The organism is Stappia albiluteola (assembly GCF_014050225.1).
In the GTDB taxonomy this organism is placed as follows: domain Bacteria; phylum Pseudomonadota; class Alphaproteobacteria; order Rhizobiales; family Stappiaceae; genus Hongsoonwoonella; species Hongsoonwoonella albiluteola.
The window spans coordinates 156,835-175,888 of the sequence record NZ_JACFXV010000043.1 but is presented as its reverse complement, the minus strand read 5'-3'; the positions used below and the strand labels follow the sequence as shown (position 1 = coordinate 175,888).

Sequence of the window (19,054 nt, the reverse complement as noted above, 5' to 3'; positions counted from 1 at the left end):
GGCGCTCCCTTATCCCGTCAGGCCCAGCCCATCGCCATCAGGACCGCTGCGACGATGAACACCATGGCGAGCGACAGCGGCAGGAACACCTTCCAGCCCAGACGCATCAGCTGGTCGTAGCGGTAGCGAGGTACCATCGCCTTGACCATGGCGAACATGAAGAAGACGAGCAGAACCTTCAGCGTGAACCAGATGACGCCCGGAACCCAGTTGAAGGGCGCAATATCCAGCGGCGGCAGCCAGCCGCCAAGGAAGAGGATCGTCGTCAGCGCGCACATCAGCGCGATCGCGACATACTCTCCCAACATGAACATCATGTAAGGCGTGGAGCCGTATTCGACCATGAATCCGGCAACGAGTTCCGATTCGGCCTCGGCCAGATCGAAGGGCGGACGGTTCGTTTCGGCCAGAGCCGAGACGAAGAACACCACGAACATCGGGAAGAGCGGCAGCCAGTACCAGTTCAGGATCGAAAGCCACGGCAGGCCGATAGCGCTGGCAAGGCCGTTTTTCTGCGCAAGCACGATCTCCGACAGGTTCAGCGAACCGGCGCACAACAGCACAGTCACGATGACGAAGCCGATCGACACCTCGTAGGAGACCATCTGCGCCGCCGAACGCAAGGCTGACAGGAACGGGTATTTCGAGTTCGACGCCCAGCCGCCGATGATGATGCCGTAAACGCCAAGCGACGAGATCGCGAAGATGTAGAGGATGCCGACATTGATATCGCCTATCACCCAGCCCTCGGCAACCGGCACCACTGCCCAGGCCGCCAACGACAGCATCACGGTGACGAGCGGTGCAAGGAGGAACAGGCCCTTGTTGGCGCTCGCCGGAATCACCGGCTCCTTCAGCACGAATTTCAGCAGGTCGGCGAAGGATTGCAGCAACCCCCAGGGTCCGACGACGTTCGGGCCACGACGGATCTGCACCGCCGCCCAGATCTTGCGGTCGGCATAGAGGATATAGGCAATCCCGACCAGCAGCACGACGAGCAGCAGCACGCTCTGCGCCACCATGATGATCAGCGGAAGAAGATAGTCCGCCCACAGTTCAGCCATGATCGCCCTGCCCCTTACTCGGCTGCTTCGGCCGCGCGAGCCTTGGCGAGGGCCGAACATTCGGCCATCACCGCGGACGCGCGGGCAATCGGGTTGGTGAGATAGAAGTCGCTGAATGCGTTGGCGAAAGCCGCTTTGTCGAGGCTTCCGCCAAGCCTGGCGGCGTTTTCCACGCCTTCCTTGCCGAATTCGGCGATTACATCGATTTCGGCCATGTGCGGATGCGCTTCGTAGAGCGCTGCCCGCAATTCGCCAAGAGAATCAAAGGCAAGCGGCTTGCCGAGCGCCGCTGAGAGGGCGCGCAGGATCGCCCAGTCCTCGCGGGCGTCGCCCGGAGGAAAGCCGGCGCGGTCGCCCATCTGCACCCGGCCTTCGGTGTTGACCCAAGTGCCGGATTTCTCCGTGTAGGCAGCGCCCGGCAAGATCACGTCCGCGCGGTGCGCGCCACGGTCGCCATGCGTACCGACATAAACCACGAAGGCGCTGCCGAAGGCGGCCATGTCGAGTTCGTCGGCGCCCAGCAGGAACACCACCTCGATTTCGCCCTTCTGCGCCGCATCCTGGATTCCGGCCGTATCGAGACCGCCCTCGCCCGGCAGGAAGCCGACATCGAGCGCGCCAACCCGGGCGGCTGCCGTGTGCAGCACCGAAAAACCGTTCCAGCCCTCGCTCACCGCGCCAACCTCGAGCGCCAGCTTTGCGGCCGTCGAAAGAACCGCCCTACCGTCCTCACGCATCAAGGCGCCCTGACCGACGATGATGAGCGGACGCTCTGCCTTCTTCAGCACCTCGGCGAACGGATGCTTCCCGGAGGCGATTTCCATCAGCGTCTCCGTCCCGGCGCCCAGATACGTAGCGGGATAGGTCAGTTCCGCCGCCTCGCCGATCAGGCCGACCGGCAGAGGTCCCATGCGCATGCGCTTGCGGATGCGCGAGTTCAGCACCGGCGCTTCGATGCGCGGGTTGGAGCCGATGATCAGAACCGCGTCGGCGTCTTCGATGCCCTGCACCGTGGCGTTGAAGATATAGGACGCGCGGCCGAGATCGGGGTCAAGCGCGGCGCCGTCCTGGCGGCAGTCGATATGTGCGGAACCGAGCGACGCCATCAGGCTTTTTAGCGCGAAGACTTCTTCGACGCTGGCGAGGTCGCCGGCAAGAGCCGCCACCTTGCTGCCGCCGGCCGCGCTCACCTTGCCGGCAATCGCGGCAAAGGCTTCGTTCCAGGACGCGGGCTGCAGCCTGCCTTCGCGCCGGATATACGGCCGGTCGAGACGCTGCGCCTTCAGTCCGTCCCAGATGTAGCGGGTCTTGTCGGAGATCCACTCCTCGTTCACCGCCTCGTTCAGGCGCGGCAGGATGCGCATCACCTCGCGGCCGCGCGTGTCGACGCGGACCGCGGAGCCGAGCGCGTCCATCACGTCGATGGCTTCGGTCTTCTTCAGTTCCCACGGACGGGCGTGGAAGGCATAGGGCCTGGCGGTCAGCGCGCCGACCGGGCACAGGTCGACCACATTGCCCTGCATCTCCGAGGTCAGCGCCTTTTCCAGATAGGAGGTGATCTCGGCATCCTCGCCGCGGCCGATCAGGCCGAGATCGGACACGCCGCAGACCTCGGTGGTGAAACGGACGCAGCGCGTGCAGTGGATGCAGCGCGTCATGATCGTCTTCACCAGCGGGCCGATATACTTGTCCTCGACCGCGCGCTTGTTCTCCTGGTAGCGCGACGCGTCGACGCCGTAGGCCATGGCCTGGTCCTGCAGGTCGCATTCGCCGCCCTGATCGCAGATCGGGCAATCCAGCGGATGGTTGATCAGCAGGAATTCCATCACGCCCTCGCGGGCCTTCTTCACCATCGGTGTCTTAGTGAAGACTTCCGGCGGCTCGCCGTTCGGACCGGGGCGAAGGTCGCGCACGTTCATGGCGCAGGAGGCAACGGGCTTGGGAGGTCCACCCTTCACTTCCACCAGGCACATGCGGCAATTGCCGGCGATCGACAGCCGGTCATGGAAGCAGAACCGCGGGATCTCCGCACCGGCTTCCTCGCACGCCTGAAGCAGCGTGAATTCGGCCGGAACTTCGACCTCCTTACCGTCGACGAGAATCTTGCGCATCGGCAATCTCCGAACTCCCGAAACGTCCCGGCCTGCGGCTTGTCGCCCGTCAGGCCTGTCGGCGTTCCAAAACATTTCCCCGGGCGCTTCCTATCGGGCTCACCTTCGGCCCAATGGCTGGATGCGGCCCGGAACCGCTTCCTATTCCGCTGCAGCGAGCGCTGCGGCCGGCTTCCGCGACTTGGCGGTGTACTGGTCGATCCGCTCTTCGATCACCGGGCGGAAATGGCGGATGAGGCCCTGGATCGGCCACGCGGCGGCATCGCCGAGGGCGCAGATCGTGTGGCCTTCCACCTGCTTGGTGACCTGGAAGAGCATGTCGATCTCTTCGCGCGACGCATTGCCTTTGACCATGCGTTCCATCACCCGCCACATCCAGCCCGTGCCCTCGCGGCAAGGCGTGCACTGGCCGCAGCTTTCGTGCTTGTAGAAGTAGCTGAGCCGGGCGATCGCCTTGATGATGTCGGTGGACTTGTCCATCACGATCACCGCGGCCGTGCCGAGACCCGAGCCGAGCGCGCGCAGGCTGTCGAAATCCATGTCGCAGTCGGCGATATCTTCCGCCTTCACGCAGGGCACCGAAGAACCGCCGGGAATGACGGCCATCAGGTTGTCCCAACCGCCGCGAATGCCGCCGCAATGCCGGTCGATCAGCTCGCGGAAGGAGATGCCCATCTCCTCTTCCACCGTGCAGGGCTTGTTCACGTGGCCGGAAACGCAGAAGAGCTTGGTGCCGGTGTTGTTCGGCTTGCCGAGACCGGAGAACCACGCGGCGCCACGACGCAGGATCGTCGGCGCCACGGCGATGGACTCCACGTTGTTTACCGTGGTCGGGCAGCCATAGAGGCCAACATTGGCCGGGAACGGAGGCTTCAGGCGCGGCTGACCCTTCTTGCCTTCCAGGCTCTCCAGCAGCGCCGTTTCCTCGCCGCAGATATAGGCGCCGGCACCGTGGTGCACGTAGATGTCGAAGTCGTAGCCGTGAATGTTGTTCTTGCCGATCAGGCGCGCTTCATAGGCCTGGTCGATGGCCGCCTGCAACCGCTCGCGTTCGCGGATGAACTCGCCTCGCACGTAAATATAGGCTGCGATTGCGCCCATCGCGAAACCGGCGACCAGGCAGCCTTCCACCAGCGTATGCGGATCGTGGCGCAGGATCTCGCGGTCTTTGCAGGTGCCGGGCTCGGACTCGTCGGCATTGACGACGAGATAGGCCGGGCGCCCGTCGCTTTCCTTGGGCATGAAGGACCACTTCAGGCCGGTGGGGAAACCGGCGCCGCCGCGACCGCGCAGCCCGGATGCCTTCATCTGCTCGACGATCCAGTCGCGGCCGTTGTCGAGAAGGGCCTTGGTGCCGTCCCACTGGCCACGCTGCCGAGCGCCCTCAAGCCCCCAGTCGTGCAAACCGTAAATATTGGTGAAGATGCGATCCTGATCCTTCAGCATGTCGCCAAGCCCACCTTACGCCTTGCTCGTCGGCACGTCGCCATTGTCGACGCGCTTGGAAAATTCGGTGTCGCCGCCATCTGCCAGCACTTTCGCCTGACCGATCCAGTCCTCGCGGTCGATGCGCCCCTTGAACTGCAGGCGCTCGTCCATCCAGGACTTGTTTTCCTCGGTCCATGACGCGATCTGGCGGAAATGGAAGATGCCGGCTTCGTTCAGTAGCCCCTCGATCTTCGGGCCAACGCCCTTGATCCGCTTCAGATCGTCAGCCTTGCCGTTGTCCGGTTCGGCCAGCAGTTCGGGCTTAGCCTCGTCGGCAACCCCGCCTTCCGAACGCATGGCCTCCACCTCGGGCCGGTCTTCCGGCTCCGGCTTGGCGACGTTCTCTGCCTTGGCCTCGCGGGTCGCCGGAGATTTCGGTTCGGCGGCCTTCTTCGCCGAAGGCTTCTTCGCCACCTTGAAGGCGCCTGCCTCCGGGATACCGGCGAAATCGCTGCCGCCGCCATTGATCGAAGGGCCGGCGAAGGCATGCGAGGCAGCCTCCGCGCCAGCGACCACATGGGCCAGCGGATCCGCGCCCACAGTGGTGTCGGCAATCTCGGTCAGCGTCGTCGCTCCGCCTTCCGGCGCACCGAACCGGCGGCCGTTCTGCGGACCGGGCACGACCTCGCGACCGGCCGCGATATCGTCGATGAGCTTCTCGAAGCTTTCCGGCGTCAGGTCCTCGTAAGTGTCCTTGAAAATCTGCACCATTGGCGCATTCACGCATGCACCCAGGCACTCCACCTCTTCCCAGGAGAAGTTGCCATCCTCAGACAACTCGTGCGAATGAGCCGCGATGCGGCTCTTGCAGATGCGGATCAGATCTTCCGCACCGCGCAGCTGGCACGGCGTCGTGCCGCAGACCTGGATATGCGCTTTCTTGCCCACGGGTTGCAGCTGGAACATCGTGTAGAAGGTCGCCACTTCCAGCACGCGGATATGCGGCATGCCCAGCATGTCCGCCACGTAGCGGATTGCCGGCTCCGGCAGCCAGCCGTCATGCTGTTCCTGCGCCCGCCACAGCAGCGGGATCACGGCCGACGCCTGGCGGCCCTCCGGATAGCGCCCGATCACGTTCCGCGCCCAGGCGAGGTTTTCCTCGCTGAAGGCGAAGCTCTCAGGCTGCTCATGGTGAAGGCGACGAACGGCCATTACCGGTCAACCTCTCCGAACACGATGTCAAGGGAACCCAGCACCGCCGAAACGTCGGCGAGCATGTGTCCACGGCTCATGAAATCCATCGCCGCCAGATGCGCGAAACCGGGCGCCTTGATCTTGCAGCGATAGGGTTTGTTGGACCCGTCAGAGACGAGATAGACGCCGAATTCGCCCTTCGGCGCTTCGACGGCGGCATAGACCTCGCCCTCGGGGACGCGGTAACCCTCGGTATAGAGCTTGAAGTGGTGGATCAGCGCCTCCATCGAGCGCTTCATCTCGCCGCGCTTCGGCGGCACCACCTTGCCGTCGGCCGATGACACGGGCCCGGTCTCCACCGTCAGCTTTTCAAGGCACTGCTTCATGATGCGGACCGACTGGCGCATCTCCTCCATGCGGATCAGATAACGGTCGTAGCAGTCACCGTTCTTGCCGATCGGGATATCGAACTCGAGCTCCGAATAGCACTCGTAGGGTTGCGCCTTGCGCAGGTCCCACGGCGCGCCGGAACCGCGCACCATCACGCCCGAAAAGCCGCGCGCCCACGCCTCGTCCAGCGACACCACGCCGATGTCGACGTTGCGCTGCTTGAAGATACGGTTGTCCGTCAGCAGCCCCTCGATATCGTCCACGGTCTTCAGGAACGGGTCGCAGAAGTCCCAGATATCGTCCAGAAGCGCCTTCGGCAGATCCTGATGGACGCCGCCCGGCCGAACATAGGCCGCATGCATGCGCGAGCCGGAGGCGCGCTCATAGAAGACCATCAGCTCTTCGCGAGCCTCGAAGCCCCACAGCGGCGGCGTCAGCGCGCCGACGTCGAGTGCCTGCGTCGTCACATTGAGGAGATGCGACAGCAAGCGACCGATCTCGGAATAGAGCACGCGGATCAGCTGGCCGCGCTTCGGCACCTCGATGCCGACGAGCTTCTCGACGGCCAGCGCGAAGGCGTGCTCCTGATTCATCGGCGCCACGTAGTCGAGGCGGTCGAAATAGGGCACGCCCTGCAGATAGGTCTTGTGCTCCAGCAGCTTTTCGGTGCCGCGGTGCAGCAGGCCGATATGCGGATCGACGCGGGTCACGACCTCGCCGTCCAGCTCCAACACCAGGCGCAGCACGCCGTGCGCCGCCGGGTGTTGCGGACCGAAATTGATATTGAAGTTGCGGACCTGAGCCTCTGCCATCGGCTGCCTCAATTGGACTTTGCTTTTTCGTCACCGGGCAGCACGTAGTCCGTGCCTTCCCAGGGCGAAAGGAAATCGAAGTCGCGGAATTCCTGGTTGAGGCGCACCGGTTCGTAGACCACGCGCTTCTTCTCGTCGTCGTAACGGACCTCGACATAACCCGTCAGCGGGAAATCCTTGCGCAGCGGAAAGCCGTCGAAGCCATAGTCGGTCAGGATGCGGCGCAGGTCCGGATGGTCGGAAAACAGCATGCCGTACATGTCGTAGGCTTCGCGCTCGTACCATTCGGCCGCCGGAAAGATCGACACCAGTGAGGGCACCGGCACTTCCTCGTCCGCCATCACCTTGACGCGGATACGCAGGTTCTGCTTCGGCGACAGCAGGTGATAGACCACATCGAAACGGCGATCGCGCTCAGGCCAATCGACGCCGCAGAGATCCGTCAGGTTGATGAACTGGCAGCGCGCATCGTCGCGCAGGAACCGGATGACGGAAATGATTTCCGCTGCCCTCGCCTCCACGGTCAGTTCGCCATAGGCAACCGACCAGCCATCGATGGCATCGCCGAGCGATGCCTGAATGTGTTCGCCGAGTTCGGTGAGCGTCTCGTCCATGACACCTTCGCCCGTCAGATTCGACCCGCTTGTGGCCATTGCCGTGCCATCCTCGCCTAACGCTCGATCGTGCCGGTGCGGCGGATCTTCTTCTGCAGCAGAAGAACACCGTAAAGCAGCGCCTCGGCGGTCGGCGGGCAGCCCGGGACGTAGATGTCCACCGGCACCACGCGATCGCAGCCGCGAACCACGGAATAAGAATAGTGGTAGTAGCCACCGCCGTTGGCGCAGGACCCCATCGAAATCACATAGCGCGGTTCCGGCATCTGGTCGTAGACCTTGCGCAGAGCCGGCGCCATCTTGTTGGTCAGCGTGCCGGCGACGATCATCACGTCGGACTGGCGCGGGCTTGCCCGCGGCGCAAAGCCGAAGCGCTCCACGTCATAGCGCGGCATCGACATCTGCATCATCTCGACGGCGCAACAGGCCAGGCCGAATGTCATCCACATCAGCGAACCCGTACGGGCCCACTGAATCAGGTTGTCCGTCGCAGTAACGACGAAACCCTTGTCAGCCAGTTCGTCATTTATGCCCTGGAAGAATGCGTCGTCTGAGCCGACGGGCTTGCCCGTATTGGGATCGATGATGCCCTTTGGAGCCGGCGCAATCAGCGGCTCGGAAGTCGTCAATCCCATTCCAGAGCTCCCTTCTTCCATTCGTAGATGAAGCCAATCGTCAAGACCCCAAGGAAGATCATCATAGACCAGAAGCCGTACCAGCCGAGATCGCCGAACGCGACCGACCACGGAAACAGGAAGGCCACCTCGAGGTCGAAGATGATGAACAGGATCGACACCAGATAGAAGCGGACGTCGAACTTCATTCGCGCATCATCGAAGGCGTTGAAGCCGCACTCATAGGCCGAGAGCTTTTCCGAATCGGGATTCTGATAGGCAACCAGGAACGGCGCCACCAGCAGCGCCAGACCGATCACCAGAGAAACGCCGATGAACACGATGACGGGCACATAGTCCCTAAGGAGCTCTTCCATGTTCGAACATGTCCCTGCGCATGGATCATGTGGCGGGATTGTGGCGATCGCTCCGCCCGGGCTTGCCGAGGAACACGATCAGCCGATCCGCACCGGCGGCGACATCAGGTTGGGACCGATGCAATCGCCGCGTGGGCACGCTTATCCCACGCTCACATGCAACGCAAGTCCCACAACAGTCATATAAAGTGCGCAATCGGGTGGCCATCCACCGGCATTCCCTCCGATGGCAAAATTTCGGCGACTTCAACAAGTCGCGATAGCCGTCAAAACGAAAGGTCATGCGGCGGATCATGGCCATGGATATCAGGGAGGGAGAAGAAAATGCGCAGTCCGACCGGCAGGCGAATCCAACATTCGCCCAAAGCCCTGGGATTTCGCCCTTCAACGACAGCAACCCGCCACCAACCGGCGCGGGCCCTGAACATCCTGCGATTTTCGGAAAGTCCAATCAAGCGAATGGCGCGAGTGACGGGGCTCGAACCCGCGACCTCCGGCGTGACAGGCCGGCACTCTAACCAACTGAGCTACACCCGCTCGCCAATTTCGCTTTTGCGCCCTTCCCGGAAGTCCGACCGGCTCGAGGAACACGATCTTTCAGGGAAGTGGCGCGAGTGACGGGGCTCGAACCCGCGACCTCCGGCGTGACAGGCCGGCACTCTAACCAACTGAGCTACACCCGCTTCGTCCGGGCGATTTCGGAACCGCCCGAGGTGGCGCTGATGTACGGCGACACGAGGCAGGTGTCAAGCGCCGCAAGGCCGGCCAGGCGACCTTTTGAACAATGCAGCGAAAATCCGCGAAATTCCCAGCCGCCACTTCCTCCGCTTGTGGAAAAGCATACGCGAGGCAGAATGCGATCGGACAGCCGAAGTCACGCCTTCGGCAATCGTCAAACAGCTCAAATTGCAGGAAACAGACGCCGGCCGCAGATGCACCCAAAACAGGGAAATGGTGGGCGGTGAGAGACTCGAACTCCCGACATCCTCGGTGTAAACGAGGCGCTCTACCAACTGAGCTAACCGCCCGCGGGCCAGACAACTCTGGCCTTGTCACCGGACTGCGGTTGTCTATGCCGTCCGGCCGCATATTGCAAGAGCGTCCGCGGCTTCAGTCGCCAGCAGCGATTATATCCACGAGTTTGCCTGTGACAAAAAAGGTGGAGCGCCGGCGCTGATCCGCCTGAAACGGCGGCAGCGCGCGGCGCTCCGAAAAACCGTCGCTCGTTCAGGCTTAGCCGTTGACCGCGTCCTTGAGGCCCTTGCCGGCCTTGAACTTCGGGGTCTTGGAAGCCGGGATCTGAATCGTCTCGCCAGTGCGCGGGTTACGGCCTTCGGAAGCCGCACGCTCGGAAACGCTGAAGTTGCCGAAGCCGATAATGCGGACCTCGTCGCCACCCTTCAGCGAGCCGGTGATGGCATCGAAGGTTGCATCGACAGCTTCGCCCGCCTGCGCCTTGGTCAGGCCGGTCTTTTCGGCCACGGCTGCGATCAGATCGTTTTTGTTCATAGCAGTCACCTTTCTTGGAAACAGCGGTTTACCTGTCGATTCGCAACAGGCTCCGGCGCGACAGTCTTTCGAATCACCGGCCAAAGCAAGCCGAAAATGGCGGAAATCCGCGATTTTTCGCGATTCAGGTCAGGTTTTTCAAAAGAAAAGGCCCCGGCTTGCGCCGGGGCCTCGGTTTTTCGCGTTTCACGCTTGCGTCAGTGCGCAACCATGCCAGGGGAATCTTCTTCGGAAACAGAGGCTTCCTTAGGGGTCTTAGCCTCGTCTTCCTCAGTCCATTCGATGGCTTCCGGCATGCGGGTGAGCGCCTTGCGCAGCACCTCCTCCATGCGCGAGACCGGAACGATCTCAAGGCCGTTCTTCACATTGTCCGGGATATCCGCCAGGTCCTTGGCGTTGTCCTCCGGAATAAGCACGGTCTTGATACCGCCGCGAAGGGCCGCAAGGAGCTTCTCCTTCAGTCCGCCGATCGGCAGGATGCGGCCACGCAGCGTGATCTCGCCGGTCATGGCGACATCGCGGCGGGCCGGAATGCCGGTCATCACCGAAATGACCGCCGTCGCCATTGCGATACCCGCGGACGGTCCGTCCTTGGGCGTTGCCCCTTCAGGCACGTGGACGTGGATGTCCCGCTTGTCGAAGAGCGGTGGCTCGATGCCGAAGTCGATCGCACGCGAGCGCACATAGGACGCGGCCGCAGAGATGGACTCCTTCATCACGTCGCGAAGGTTGCCGGTGACCGTCATCTTGCCCTTGCCGGGCATCATGACGCCTTCGATCGTCAGCAATTCGCCGCCGACCTCCGTCCAGGCAAGGCCGGTGACGACACCGACCTGGTCCTCCAGCTCCGCCTCGCCATACCGGAAGCGCGGCACGCCGAGATACTCCTCGACCACCTGTTCCGTCACGACGATCTTCGTGAGGTCGGACATCAGGATGTTCTTCACCGCCTTGCGGGCAAGCGAAGCCAGCTCGCGCTCGAGATTGCGGACGCCCGCTTCCCGCGTGTAGCGGCGAATGACCATCCGAAGCGCCTCGTCGGTCACCTCGAACTCGCCTTCCCTCAGGCCATGGTCCTTGACCGCCTTCGTAAGCAGGTGCCGGCGGGAGATCTCGACCTTCTCATCTTCCGTGTAACCGGCGATGCGAATGATCTCCATACGATCCATCAAGGGGGGCGGGATGTTGAGCGTGTTCGCCGTCGTCACGAACATCACCTCCGAAAGGTCGTACTCGACCTCCAGATAGTGATCCATGAACGAGGAGTTCTGCTCCGGATCCAGCACCTCCAGCAGAGCCGACGACGGATCGCCCCGGAAATCCATGCCCATCTTGTCGATCTCGTCGAGCAGGAAGAGCGGATTGGACTTCTTGGCCTTCTTCATCGACTGGATGACCTTGCCGGGCATCGAGCCGATATACGTCCGCCGGTGACCCCGGATTTCCGCTTCGTCGCGCACGCCGCCCAGCGACATGCGGACGAATTCGCGTCCCGTTGCCTTGGCAATCGACTTGCCGAGCGAGGTCTTGCCAACGCCCGGAGGGCCAACGAGGCAGAGAATCGGCCCCTTGAGCTTGGTGGAGCGCTTCTGCACCGCCAGATACTCGACGATGCGCTCCTTGACCTTCTCAAGGCCGTAGTGGTCCGCGTTCAGCACTTCCTCCGCGAATGCCAGGTCGTGCTTTACCTTGCTGCGCTTGCCCCACGGGATGCCGAGCATCCAGTCTAGGTAATTCCGCACCACGGTAGCTTCCGCCGACATCGGGCTCATCTGCTTGAGCTTCTTCAGCTCCGCATTGGCCTTTTCGCGGGCTTCCTTCGAAAGCTTGGTCTTGGAGATGCGCTCTTCCAGTTCGGCAACCTCGTCGCGGCCTTCCTCGCCGTCGCCGAGTTCCTTCTGGATCGCCTTCATCTGCTCGTTGAGGTAGTACTCGCGCTGCGTCTTCTCCATCTGGCGCTTGACGCGCGAACGGATACGCTTTTCCACCTGGAGAACGGAGATCTCGCTCTCCATCAGCCCGAGCACACGCTCGAGCCGGCCGGCGACCGAGACAATACCTAGGATTTCCTGCTTCTCCGGGATCTTCACCGCGAGATGCGAGGCAATCGTATCGGCGAGCTTGGAATAGTCGTCGATCTGGCTTACAGCGCCGAGAACCTCCGGTGAAACCTTCTTGTTGAGCTTCACGTAATTCTCGAACTCGGAAACCACCGAGCGGGCCAGCGCTTCGATCTCCACCGGGTCGCCCTCGGCTTCCGGCAGGACTCGGGCATGCGCCTCGAAGAGATCCTCCCGCGAGGTGTAGTCGCCGATTTCCGCGCGCGCGGCACCTTCGACCAACACCTTTACGGTATTGTCGGGCAATTTCAGGAGTTGAAGCACGGTCGCAAGCGTGCCGATCTGGTAGATGTCCTTTGGAGAAGGATCGTCGTCGGAGGCGTTCACTTGCGTGGCCAGCAGGATCTGCTTGTCCGAATTCATAACCTCCTCAAGCGCGCGAATGGACTTTTCGCGGCCGACGAACAGCGGCACGATCATGTGAGGGAACACAACAATGTCCCGCAGGGGAAGAACCGGATAGACCGCCTCTTCACCCCCACCTGCCAGCTGCGTCTGGGATTCAGTCATCTGATGTCCTTTCCTTGCAGCCCGTCATTCCCCAAGTGGCAGAAACAAACAGGCGCAGTGAACTCGACGGTCTTACCATGACCCGATGATGCAGCGCACCACAAGTCCCGGCTCGAAAAAGGCCGGCCTCACGCACCCATTCACTCGGCTTGCGCAGACTCGCCCCGTCGCTCGTTAGCCTATTAGGTGGCTACCCGCACTGGGAGTGTCAAGCTAACCCGCGGTTTCGCGTATTCACGCGTACCCCAACCGTGGCCGAATTGCCGACTTTCCGCGGTTATCTATGAGGTTTTACACAGATGCGCCCACGAAAAAGGCGCCGGATATGCTGCCCGGCGCCTTGATCGATGCACACCCGACTGTCTTCAGGCGCTCGTCGCTGAATCCTCGACCCGATCCTCGTATATGTAGAGCGGGCGGGCCTTGCCCTCGACGACTTCCGGCGAGATGACCACTTCCTTTACACCCTTCAGGCCCGGAAGCTCGTACATCGTATCCAGCAGGATCGCTTCCATGATGGAGCGAAGGCCGCGAGCGCCGGTCTTGCGCTCGATGGCACGCCGGGCAATCGCCTTCAGCGCATCCTCATGGAAAGTGAGATCCACCGTCTCCATCTCGAAGAGCCGCTGATACTGCTTCACGAGCGCGTTTTTCGGCTCGGTCAGGATCGTGACCAGGGCTTCCTCGTCCAGGTCCTCCAGCGTCGCGATGACCGGCAAGCGGCCAACGAATTCCGGAATGAGACCGAACTTCAGCAGGTCTTCCGGCTCTAGTTCCGAGAAGAACTCGCCAACCTTGCGATCTTCGGGGGCCTCGACGATCGCCTTGAAGCCGATCGATGTCTTGCGGCCACGGTCGGCAATGATCTTTTCAAGACCTGCAAACGCGCCGCCACAAATGAACAGGATATTGGTCGTGTCCACCTGCAGGAACTCCTGCTGGGGATGCTTGCGGCCGCCCTGGGGCGGCACGCTCGCGACCGTGCCTTCCATGATCTTCAGCAGCGCCTGCTGCACGCCCTCGCCCGACACGTCACGCGTAATCGACGGGTTGTCGGCCTTGCGGCTGATCTTGTCGACCTCGTCGATATAGACGATGCCGCGCTGCGCGCGCTCGACATTGTAGTCCGCCGACTGCAGGAGCTTCAGGATGATGTTTTCCACATCCTCGCCCACATAGCCGGCTTCAGTCAGCGTGGTGGCATCGGCCATCGTGAAGGGCACGTCGAGAATCCGCGCCAGCGTCTGGGCCAGCAGCGTCTTGCCGCAGCCGGTCGGGCCGACAAGCAGGATATTCGACTTGGCCAGTTCCACGTCGTTGTTCTTCGATGCGTGGTTCAGGCGCTTGTAGTGGTTGTGGACTGCGACCGACAGCACCTTCTTGGCGCCGTTCTGCCCGATGACATAGTCATCGAGAACCTTACGGATCTCCTGCGGGGTGGGGATCCCGTCGCGCGACTTCACCAGCGAGGATTTGTTCTCCTCGCGAATGATATCCATGCAAAGCTCGACGCACTCATCGCAGATGAAAACGGTCGGGCCTGCGATCAGCTTGCGCACTTCATGCTGGCTCTTGCCGCAAAAGGAGCAGTAGAGCGTATTCTTCGTGTCGCCGCCGCTGGCCTTGCTCATCAGTTAAACCCCGCGTGCTTGGAGAAGGTCATATCCTTCCCCGTTTGCCTGCCCGCAAAAGGTAAGGCCGCCGCCCTGCCCCTTGTCGCTCGGGAGCCGGCTCAATCGCTGCTCGAGAACTCGAACTGATCGAACACCGCACTGCCCCGGCAGTCTATTGAGAATGTCACCATGCTTCGACCTTAAAAATCAATATTGGTTTAAGGCGAATGCAAGGCGGTGGTCATCCCCGGCCCCACATCCCCACCTTCCGGAAGGCGGGAATCAAAGTCCCTGAAATCATTCCGCTTTCGCGGCAAGGCTCGTGCGGTCGGTGATGACCTCGTCGATGATGCCGAAGGTCTTTGCTGTGTCGGCTGTCATGAAATTGTCACGCTCGAGCGCCTCTTCGACGGAATCGAGGGACTGCCCGGTGTGCTTCACGTAGATATCATTCAGCCTGCGCTTCAGCTTCAGGATCTCCTGGGCGTGCAGCATGATATCGGATGCCTGTCCGCGGAAACCGCCCGACGGCTGGTGTACCATCACCCTGGAGTTCGGCAGCGCGAAGCGCATTCCCTTTGCGCCCGCTGCAAGCAGGAGGGACCCCATCGAGGCCGCCTGACCGATGCAGAGCGTGGAAACTTCCGGCCGGATGAACTGCATCGTGTCGTAGATCGCAAGACCCGACGTCACCAGGCCGCCCGGCGAATTGATGTACAGCGCAATTTCCTTGGTCGGATTCTCCGCTTCCAGAAACAGAAGCTGGGCGCAGATCAGGGTCGCCATATGATCCTCGACCGGCCCGGTCAGGAAAATAATGCGCTCCTTGAGAAGCCGCGAATAGATATCATAGGCCCGTTCGCCGCGGTTCGTCTGCTCGACGACCATCGGCACAAGCGTGTTCACGGCGAAATCGACAGGATCCTGCATGCCTCTTCCATGTTTTAACGGAGAGACGCCCTCCACGCCGGAACCTCGAATGCAACCGGCATTCCAGCGGAGAAACGACGCCCTCTTTCATGAGTCGAAAAAAGCGACACCCGGAACATAGGAGATGTCGCTTCATTTCGAAAGGTCGTCTGGAGCGCCGGCTGCGAACTTCCTTTATTCATTCACGCCGGCGAGGAAAGCGGGCCACCCGACATGCCCACCCCGGGCGAACCTCCCTGTCGGCCTTGACCTTGCAGGGTTCCGTCGCCCGGAGCCAGGCATCGCATGACTGAAGGTCAGACTTCCGCCTGATCGTCCTCGTCGTCGGCCATCAGCTCTTCCTTGGTCACAGTCTTGTCAGTGACCTTGGCGATGCTGAAGATATAGTCGACCACCTTCTCTTCGTAGATCGGCGCACGCAGGCCGGCCAGGGCCTGCGGGTTGCTGCGGAAGAAGTCGAAGACCTGCTTCTCGTTGCCCGGGTACTGGCGGACGCGATCGTAGAGTGCACGCTGCACTTCGTCGTCCGTGACCTGGACGTCGTTTTTCTCGCCCACTTCGGAGAGAACAAGACCGAGACGAACCCGGCGCTCCGCAATCTTGCGGTATTCGGCCTTGGATTCTTCCTCGTTCGCCCCCTCGTCCTCGAAGGTCTTGCCGGCACGCTGCATGTCGGCCAAAACCTGACGCCAGACGCCTTCAAATTCCGTTTCGACGAGCTTCTGCGGCAGGTCGAAGGAATAGGCCTCGTCCAGCTTGTCGAGAAGCTGACGCTTCATCTTCTGGCGCGTCATGGCGCCGTACTGGCTCTCCGCCTGGCCCCGGATTACACCCTTCAGCGCCTCAAGCGTCTCCAGGCCGAGGCCCTTGGCGAATTCGTCATCGAGAACCAGTTCGCCCGGAGAGGCGATTTCCTTGACCGCGATGTCGAAAGTCACTTCCTTGCCCGCCAGATGGGTGGCCGGATAGTCTTCCGGGAAGGTCACGGCGATGGTCTTTTCATCACCGGCCTTGAGACCGACGAGCTGCTCCTCGAAGCCGGGAATGAACATCTTGGAGCCGATCACCAGCTGGCCATTCTCGTCGCTGCCGCCTTCGAAGGCCTCGCCGTCGAGCTTGCCGACATAGCTCATCGAAACGCGGTCGCCCTCTTCCGCCGCACCTTCCTTGGTGGTGAAGGGGCGGTTGCTTTCGGCAATGCGCCTGATCTGCTCGTCGATTTCCTCTTCCGGAATCTCGACCACGGGCCGCTCAAGCTCGACCGACGAAAAATCGATCAGCTCGAATTCCGGCAGCAGGTCATAGGACATCTTGAAGGCGAGATCAGCCTTGCCGTCGAGGATCGCTTCCGCGTCATCGTCAGGCAGATCGATATCCGGCTGCAGGGCCGGCTTCTCGTTGCGATCATCGATCGCCTTCTGGGTCGTTTCCTGAATCAGGTTGTTGACCAGTTCCGCCATGGCCTGCCGGCCATACATCCGCTTCAGGTGAGCGGTCGGCACCTTGCCCGGGCGGAAGCCCTTGATCTGCACCTTGCCCTTCAGGTCTTCGATATAGGAATCGAGGCGGCTTGCCAGATCTGACGCCGGAATGACGACTTTGAGCTCGCGCTTCAGCCCCTCGGCCAGGGTTTCGGTCACCTGCATGGTAATTTGCTTCGTCCTCGGTCTTGAATCCCCAGATCGGGATGAACCTGTTTCAGTCGTTCATCCCGTTCTAACTGATTGTTTTCCTGAGCATGATCATATCCGGAAGGTCAGAGAACCCTCGGGATCAAGCTCACCTCGACGCCCGCCGGATCAGGCCGCCCCTCCTGCCGGCAGGTACCGGCGATCGCTCGGCGATCCTCCAGCCGCCCCGCATTCACGGGATCCGGCGACGGAACTAACCGGAAGCCCTCGCGGCCAGCCGCGCACGCGCGCAACCGCCAGGGATTTCCAACTTCATCATACCCCCGATCGTTCCACCTCTCGCAGGACGACAGCCAAACGCTGCTTCGATGCCCGACGATCGCAAGAACAGCCTTGCGCTTCCGCTGGTTCGGATGACGGCTTTCAGACGTGGTGCGGGCGGAGGGACTTGAACCCCCACGGCTTGCGCCACCAGAACCTAAATCTGGCGTGTCTACCAGTTCCACCACGCCCGCGACGGTCGAAAGGCCCGAAGCCAAGGCGCGGCCTCTATAGCATCCGCTTTGGCACGTTCAAAGAAAAAACGCAGCCCCTATCCAAGCCGGACTTCAGGCATCGCGCACGAGTTCGGCGACCGCCGTTTTGAGTGCCGGCAAAAGATCCTCCGCGATGAGTCCTGGCCCGGCGATACGTCCCGCCTCACCGTGGAGCCAGACACCCATCGCCGCCGCTTCGAAGGCCGGCAGCCGCTGGGCGAGCAGCCCGCCGACAATGCCTGCAAGCACATCGCCCGATCCCGCGGTCGCAAGCCACGGCGTCGCACCTGGCGATATGGACACGCGCCCGTCCGGCGCCGCAATCACTGTATCGCCCCCTTTCAAAAGGATGACCGCACCGCTCCTTTGCGCCGCTTGCCTCGCCCGCTCGGCCTTGGACGGAACCATGTCCGCGGAAAGATCGGGAAAGAGCCGGGCAAACTCTCCTTCATGCGGCGTCATCACCGCCTCACCCGGCCGGGTAGCGGCGATCGCCTCGAAAAGCTCCTGCGGTCCATCCGCAAAGCTCATCAACGCGTCCGCGTCCAAGACCACGGACCGGCAGCCACCCAGAACGATGGCAACCTTTTCCCTCGTTCTTGCGCCGACGCCCGCGGCTGGTCCGATAACGGCGGCATTGATCCGCCGGTCGCCGAGAAATTCGGCGAAGTCTCCCTCGTCCCGGCAGGAACGGATCATCACCGCGGTCAGATGCGCGGCCTGAACGAGTGCCGCCGAAGACGGACAGGCCACCGTCACCAGCCCTGCCCCCGCCCGCAATGCAGCCATCGCGGCAAGCCTCGCCGCGCCCGTCGCCGTGGCCGGCCCCGATACGACCACCGCGTGGCCGCGGGAATATTTATGTCCCTCGGGGGCAGGCGGATGCCAGGAGCCTGACCAGACGGACGGCTCATTGACCACCATGCCGGGATCGATCCGCCCCAGTATCGCTTGCGGAATTCCGATATCCTCGACATCGACGGGCCCGCACAGGAGGCGTCCGGGTAGCAGGTAATGCCCCGGCTTCCGCCGAAAGAAGGTGACGGTACGCGTTGCCCTGACTGCGGCGCCCATTACCGCACCGCTGTCGCCCGAAACGCCCGACGGAAGATCGACAGCGACAACCCTGGCTCCGCTTGCATTGACGAGGCCAACCACCTCGGCAGCCTCACCTGACAGCGGCCGATCGAGCCCCGCCCCGAACAACGCGTCCACGATGAGGCCGCAGACCTCCAGCTTTTCGGGTAAAGACTTCAGGTCGATCGGAGCGATATCGACGCCCTTCGCCAGGGCTGAGTCAAAGGCAAGCTTTGCGTCGCCTCTCAGTTTTTCCGCTGATCCGAGCAGCAGGCAGGAAACGATGAAGCCGCGTTTTTTCAGAACCTCGGCCGCCACGAACCCGTCGCCGCCGTTATTTCCCGGCCCCGCCAAAACTAGGATGCGGCCGTCAGGCCCAACCATCCGCGTGCAGCAATTGGCGACCGCACGCCCGGCCGCGTTCAGGAGTTCAATGCCAGGCACGCCGGACTCGATCGTCAACCGGTCGGCGCGCGCCATATCTTCCGTCGTCAGGAGAACTTCCATGGACCGCTCCAGAGCAA

14 protein-coding genes and 4 tRNA genes are annotated in these 19,054 nt (G+C 62.2%); all 18 read right to left on the bottom strand.

Features of this window, described 5'->3' with window-relative positions; translation table 11 throughout:
* Window positions 1-17: 17 nt before the first annotated feature.
* The 18 genes from nuoH to H2509_RS05040 all read right to left on the bottom strand — a co-directional run bounded on the left by nuoH (window position 18) and on the right by H2509_RS05040 (window position 19,037).
* Window positions 18-1,064, bottom strand: coding sequence for an NADH-quinone oxidoreductase subunit NuoH (nuoH, locus tag H2509_RS05125; RefSeq protein ID WP_182162961.1), 1,047 nt, complete (start codon window positions 1,062-1,064; stop codon window positions 18-20).
* Window positions 1,065-1,078: 14 nt separating this feature from the next.
* Entirely contained in the window at window positions 1,079-3,175 is a 2,097-nt protein-coding gene (nuoG, locus tag H2509_RS05120) for an NADH-quinone oxidoreductase subunit NuoG (protein WP_182162959.1), read from the bottom strand.
* 141 nt (window positions 3,176-3,316) lie between these two features.
* Window positions 3,317-4,621, bottom strand: a complete 1,305-nt coding sequence (nuoF, locus tag H2509_RS05115; protein ID WP_182162957.1) for an NADH-quinone oxidoreductase subunit NuoF — start codon at window positions 4,619-4,621, stop codon at window positions 3,317-3,319.
* A gap of 15 nt (window positions 4,622-4,636) precedes the next feature.
* Window positions 4,637-5,815: an NADH-quinone oxidoreductase subunit NuoE gene (gene nuoE / locus H2509_RS05110; RefSeq protein WP_182162955.1), complete on the bottom strand. Its 1,179-nt coding sequence runs from the start codon at window positions 5,813-5,815 to the stop codon at window positions 4,637-4,639.
* Window positions 5,815-6,999 (bottom strand): NADH-quinone oxidoreductase subunit D, encoded by a 1,185-nt coding sequence (locus tag H2509_RS05105; protein WP_182162953.1) that lies wholly within the window; start codon window positions 6,997-6,999, stop codon window positions 5,815-5,817. Before H2509_RS05105 ends, nuoE begins: the two co-directional genes overlap by 1 nt.
* Before the next feature lie 8 nt (window positions 7,000-7,007).
* A complete protein-coding gene (locus H2509_RS05100; protein ID WP_182163777.1) occupies window positions 7,008-7,613 on the bottom strand; it encodes an NADH-quinone oxidoreductase subunit C in 606 nt (201 codons plus the stop codon).
* 56 nt (window positions 7,614-7,669) lie between these two features.
* Entirely contained in the window at window positions 7,670-8,248 is a 579-nt protein-coding gene (locus tag H2509_RS05095; protein ID WP_182162951.1) for a NuoB/complex I 20 kDa subunit family protein, read from the bottom strand.
* The gene (locus tag H2509_RS05090; RefSeq protein WP_182162949.1) at window positions 8,239-8,604 is read right to left on the bottom strand and encodes an NADH-quinone oxidoreductase subunit A; all 366 of its coding nucleotides are present in this window, start codon (window positions 8,602-8,604) and stop codon (window positions 8,239-8,241) included. Before H2509_RS05090 ends, H2509_RS05095 begins: the two co-directional genes overlap by 10 nt.
* Before the next feature lie 460 nt (window positions 8,605-9,064).
* Window positions 9,065-9,141: transfer RNA gene (locus H2509_RS05085), tRNA-Asp, on the bottom strand.
* A 69-nt stretch (window positions 9,142-9,210) separates the two neighbouring features.
* Window positions 9,211-9,287 (bottom strand) — tRNA-Asp (locus H2509_RS05080).
* A 269-nt stretch (window positions 9,288-9,556) separates the two neighbouring features.
* A tRNA-Val gene (locus H2509_RS05075) sits at window positions 9,557-9,632 on the bottom strand.
* Between the two features lie 205 nt (window positions 9,633-9,837).
* Window positions 9,838-10,113: an HU family DNA-binding protein gene (locus tag H2509_RS05070; protein WP_182162947.1), complete on the bottom strand. Its 276-nt coding sequence runs from the start codon at window positions 10,111-10,113 to the stop codon at window positions 9,838-9,840.
* 197 nt (window positions 10,114-10,310) lie between these two features.
* Complete coding sequence (gene lon / locus H2509_RS05065; protein ID WP_182162945.1) at window positions 10,311-12,743, bottom strand: endopeptidase La; 2,433 nt, start codon at window positions 12,741-12,743, stop codon at window positions 10,311-10,313.
* Window positions 12,744-13,108: 365 nt separating this feature from the next.
* Window positions 13,109-14,374: an ATP-dependent Clp protease ATP-binding subunit ClpX gene (clpX, locus tag H2509_RS05060; RefSeq protein WP_182162943.1), complete on the bottom strand. Its 1,266-nt coding sequence runs from the start codon at window positions 14,372-14,374 to the stop codon at window positions 13,109-13,111.
* A gap of 279 nt (window positions 14,375-14,653) precedes the next feature.
* Window positions 14,654-15,286 carry an ATP-dependent Clp endopeptidase proteolytic subunit ClpP gene (gene clpP / locus H2509_RS05055; RefSeq protein WP_182162941.1) on the bottom strand — a complete coding sequence of 211 codons (633 nt, stop codon included), beginning with the start codon at window positions 15,284-15,286 and terminating at the stop codon, window positions 14,654-14,656.
* Between the two features lie 296 nt (window positions 15,287-15,582).
* Complete coding sequence (gene tig / locus H2509_RS05050) at window positions 15,583-16,932, bottom strand: trigger factor (protein ID WP_182162939.1); 1,350 nt, start codon at window positions 16,930-16,932, stop codon at window positions 15,583-15,585.
* Between the two features lie 415 nt (window positions 16,933-17,347).
* Window positions 17,348-17,432, bottom strand: a tRNA-Leu gene (locus H2509_RS05045).
* Between the two features lie 93 nt (window positions 17,433-17,525).
* Window positions 17,526-19,037 (bottom strand): NAD(P)H-hydrate dehydratase, encoded by a 1,512-nt coding sequence (locus H2509_RS05040; protein ID WP_182162937.1) that lies wholly within the window; start codon window positions 19,035-19,037, stop codon window positions 17,526-17,528.
* Between the last annotated feature and the right edge of the window lie 17 nt (window positions 19,038-19,054).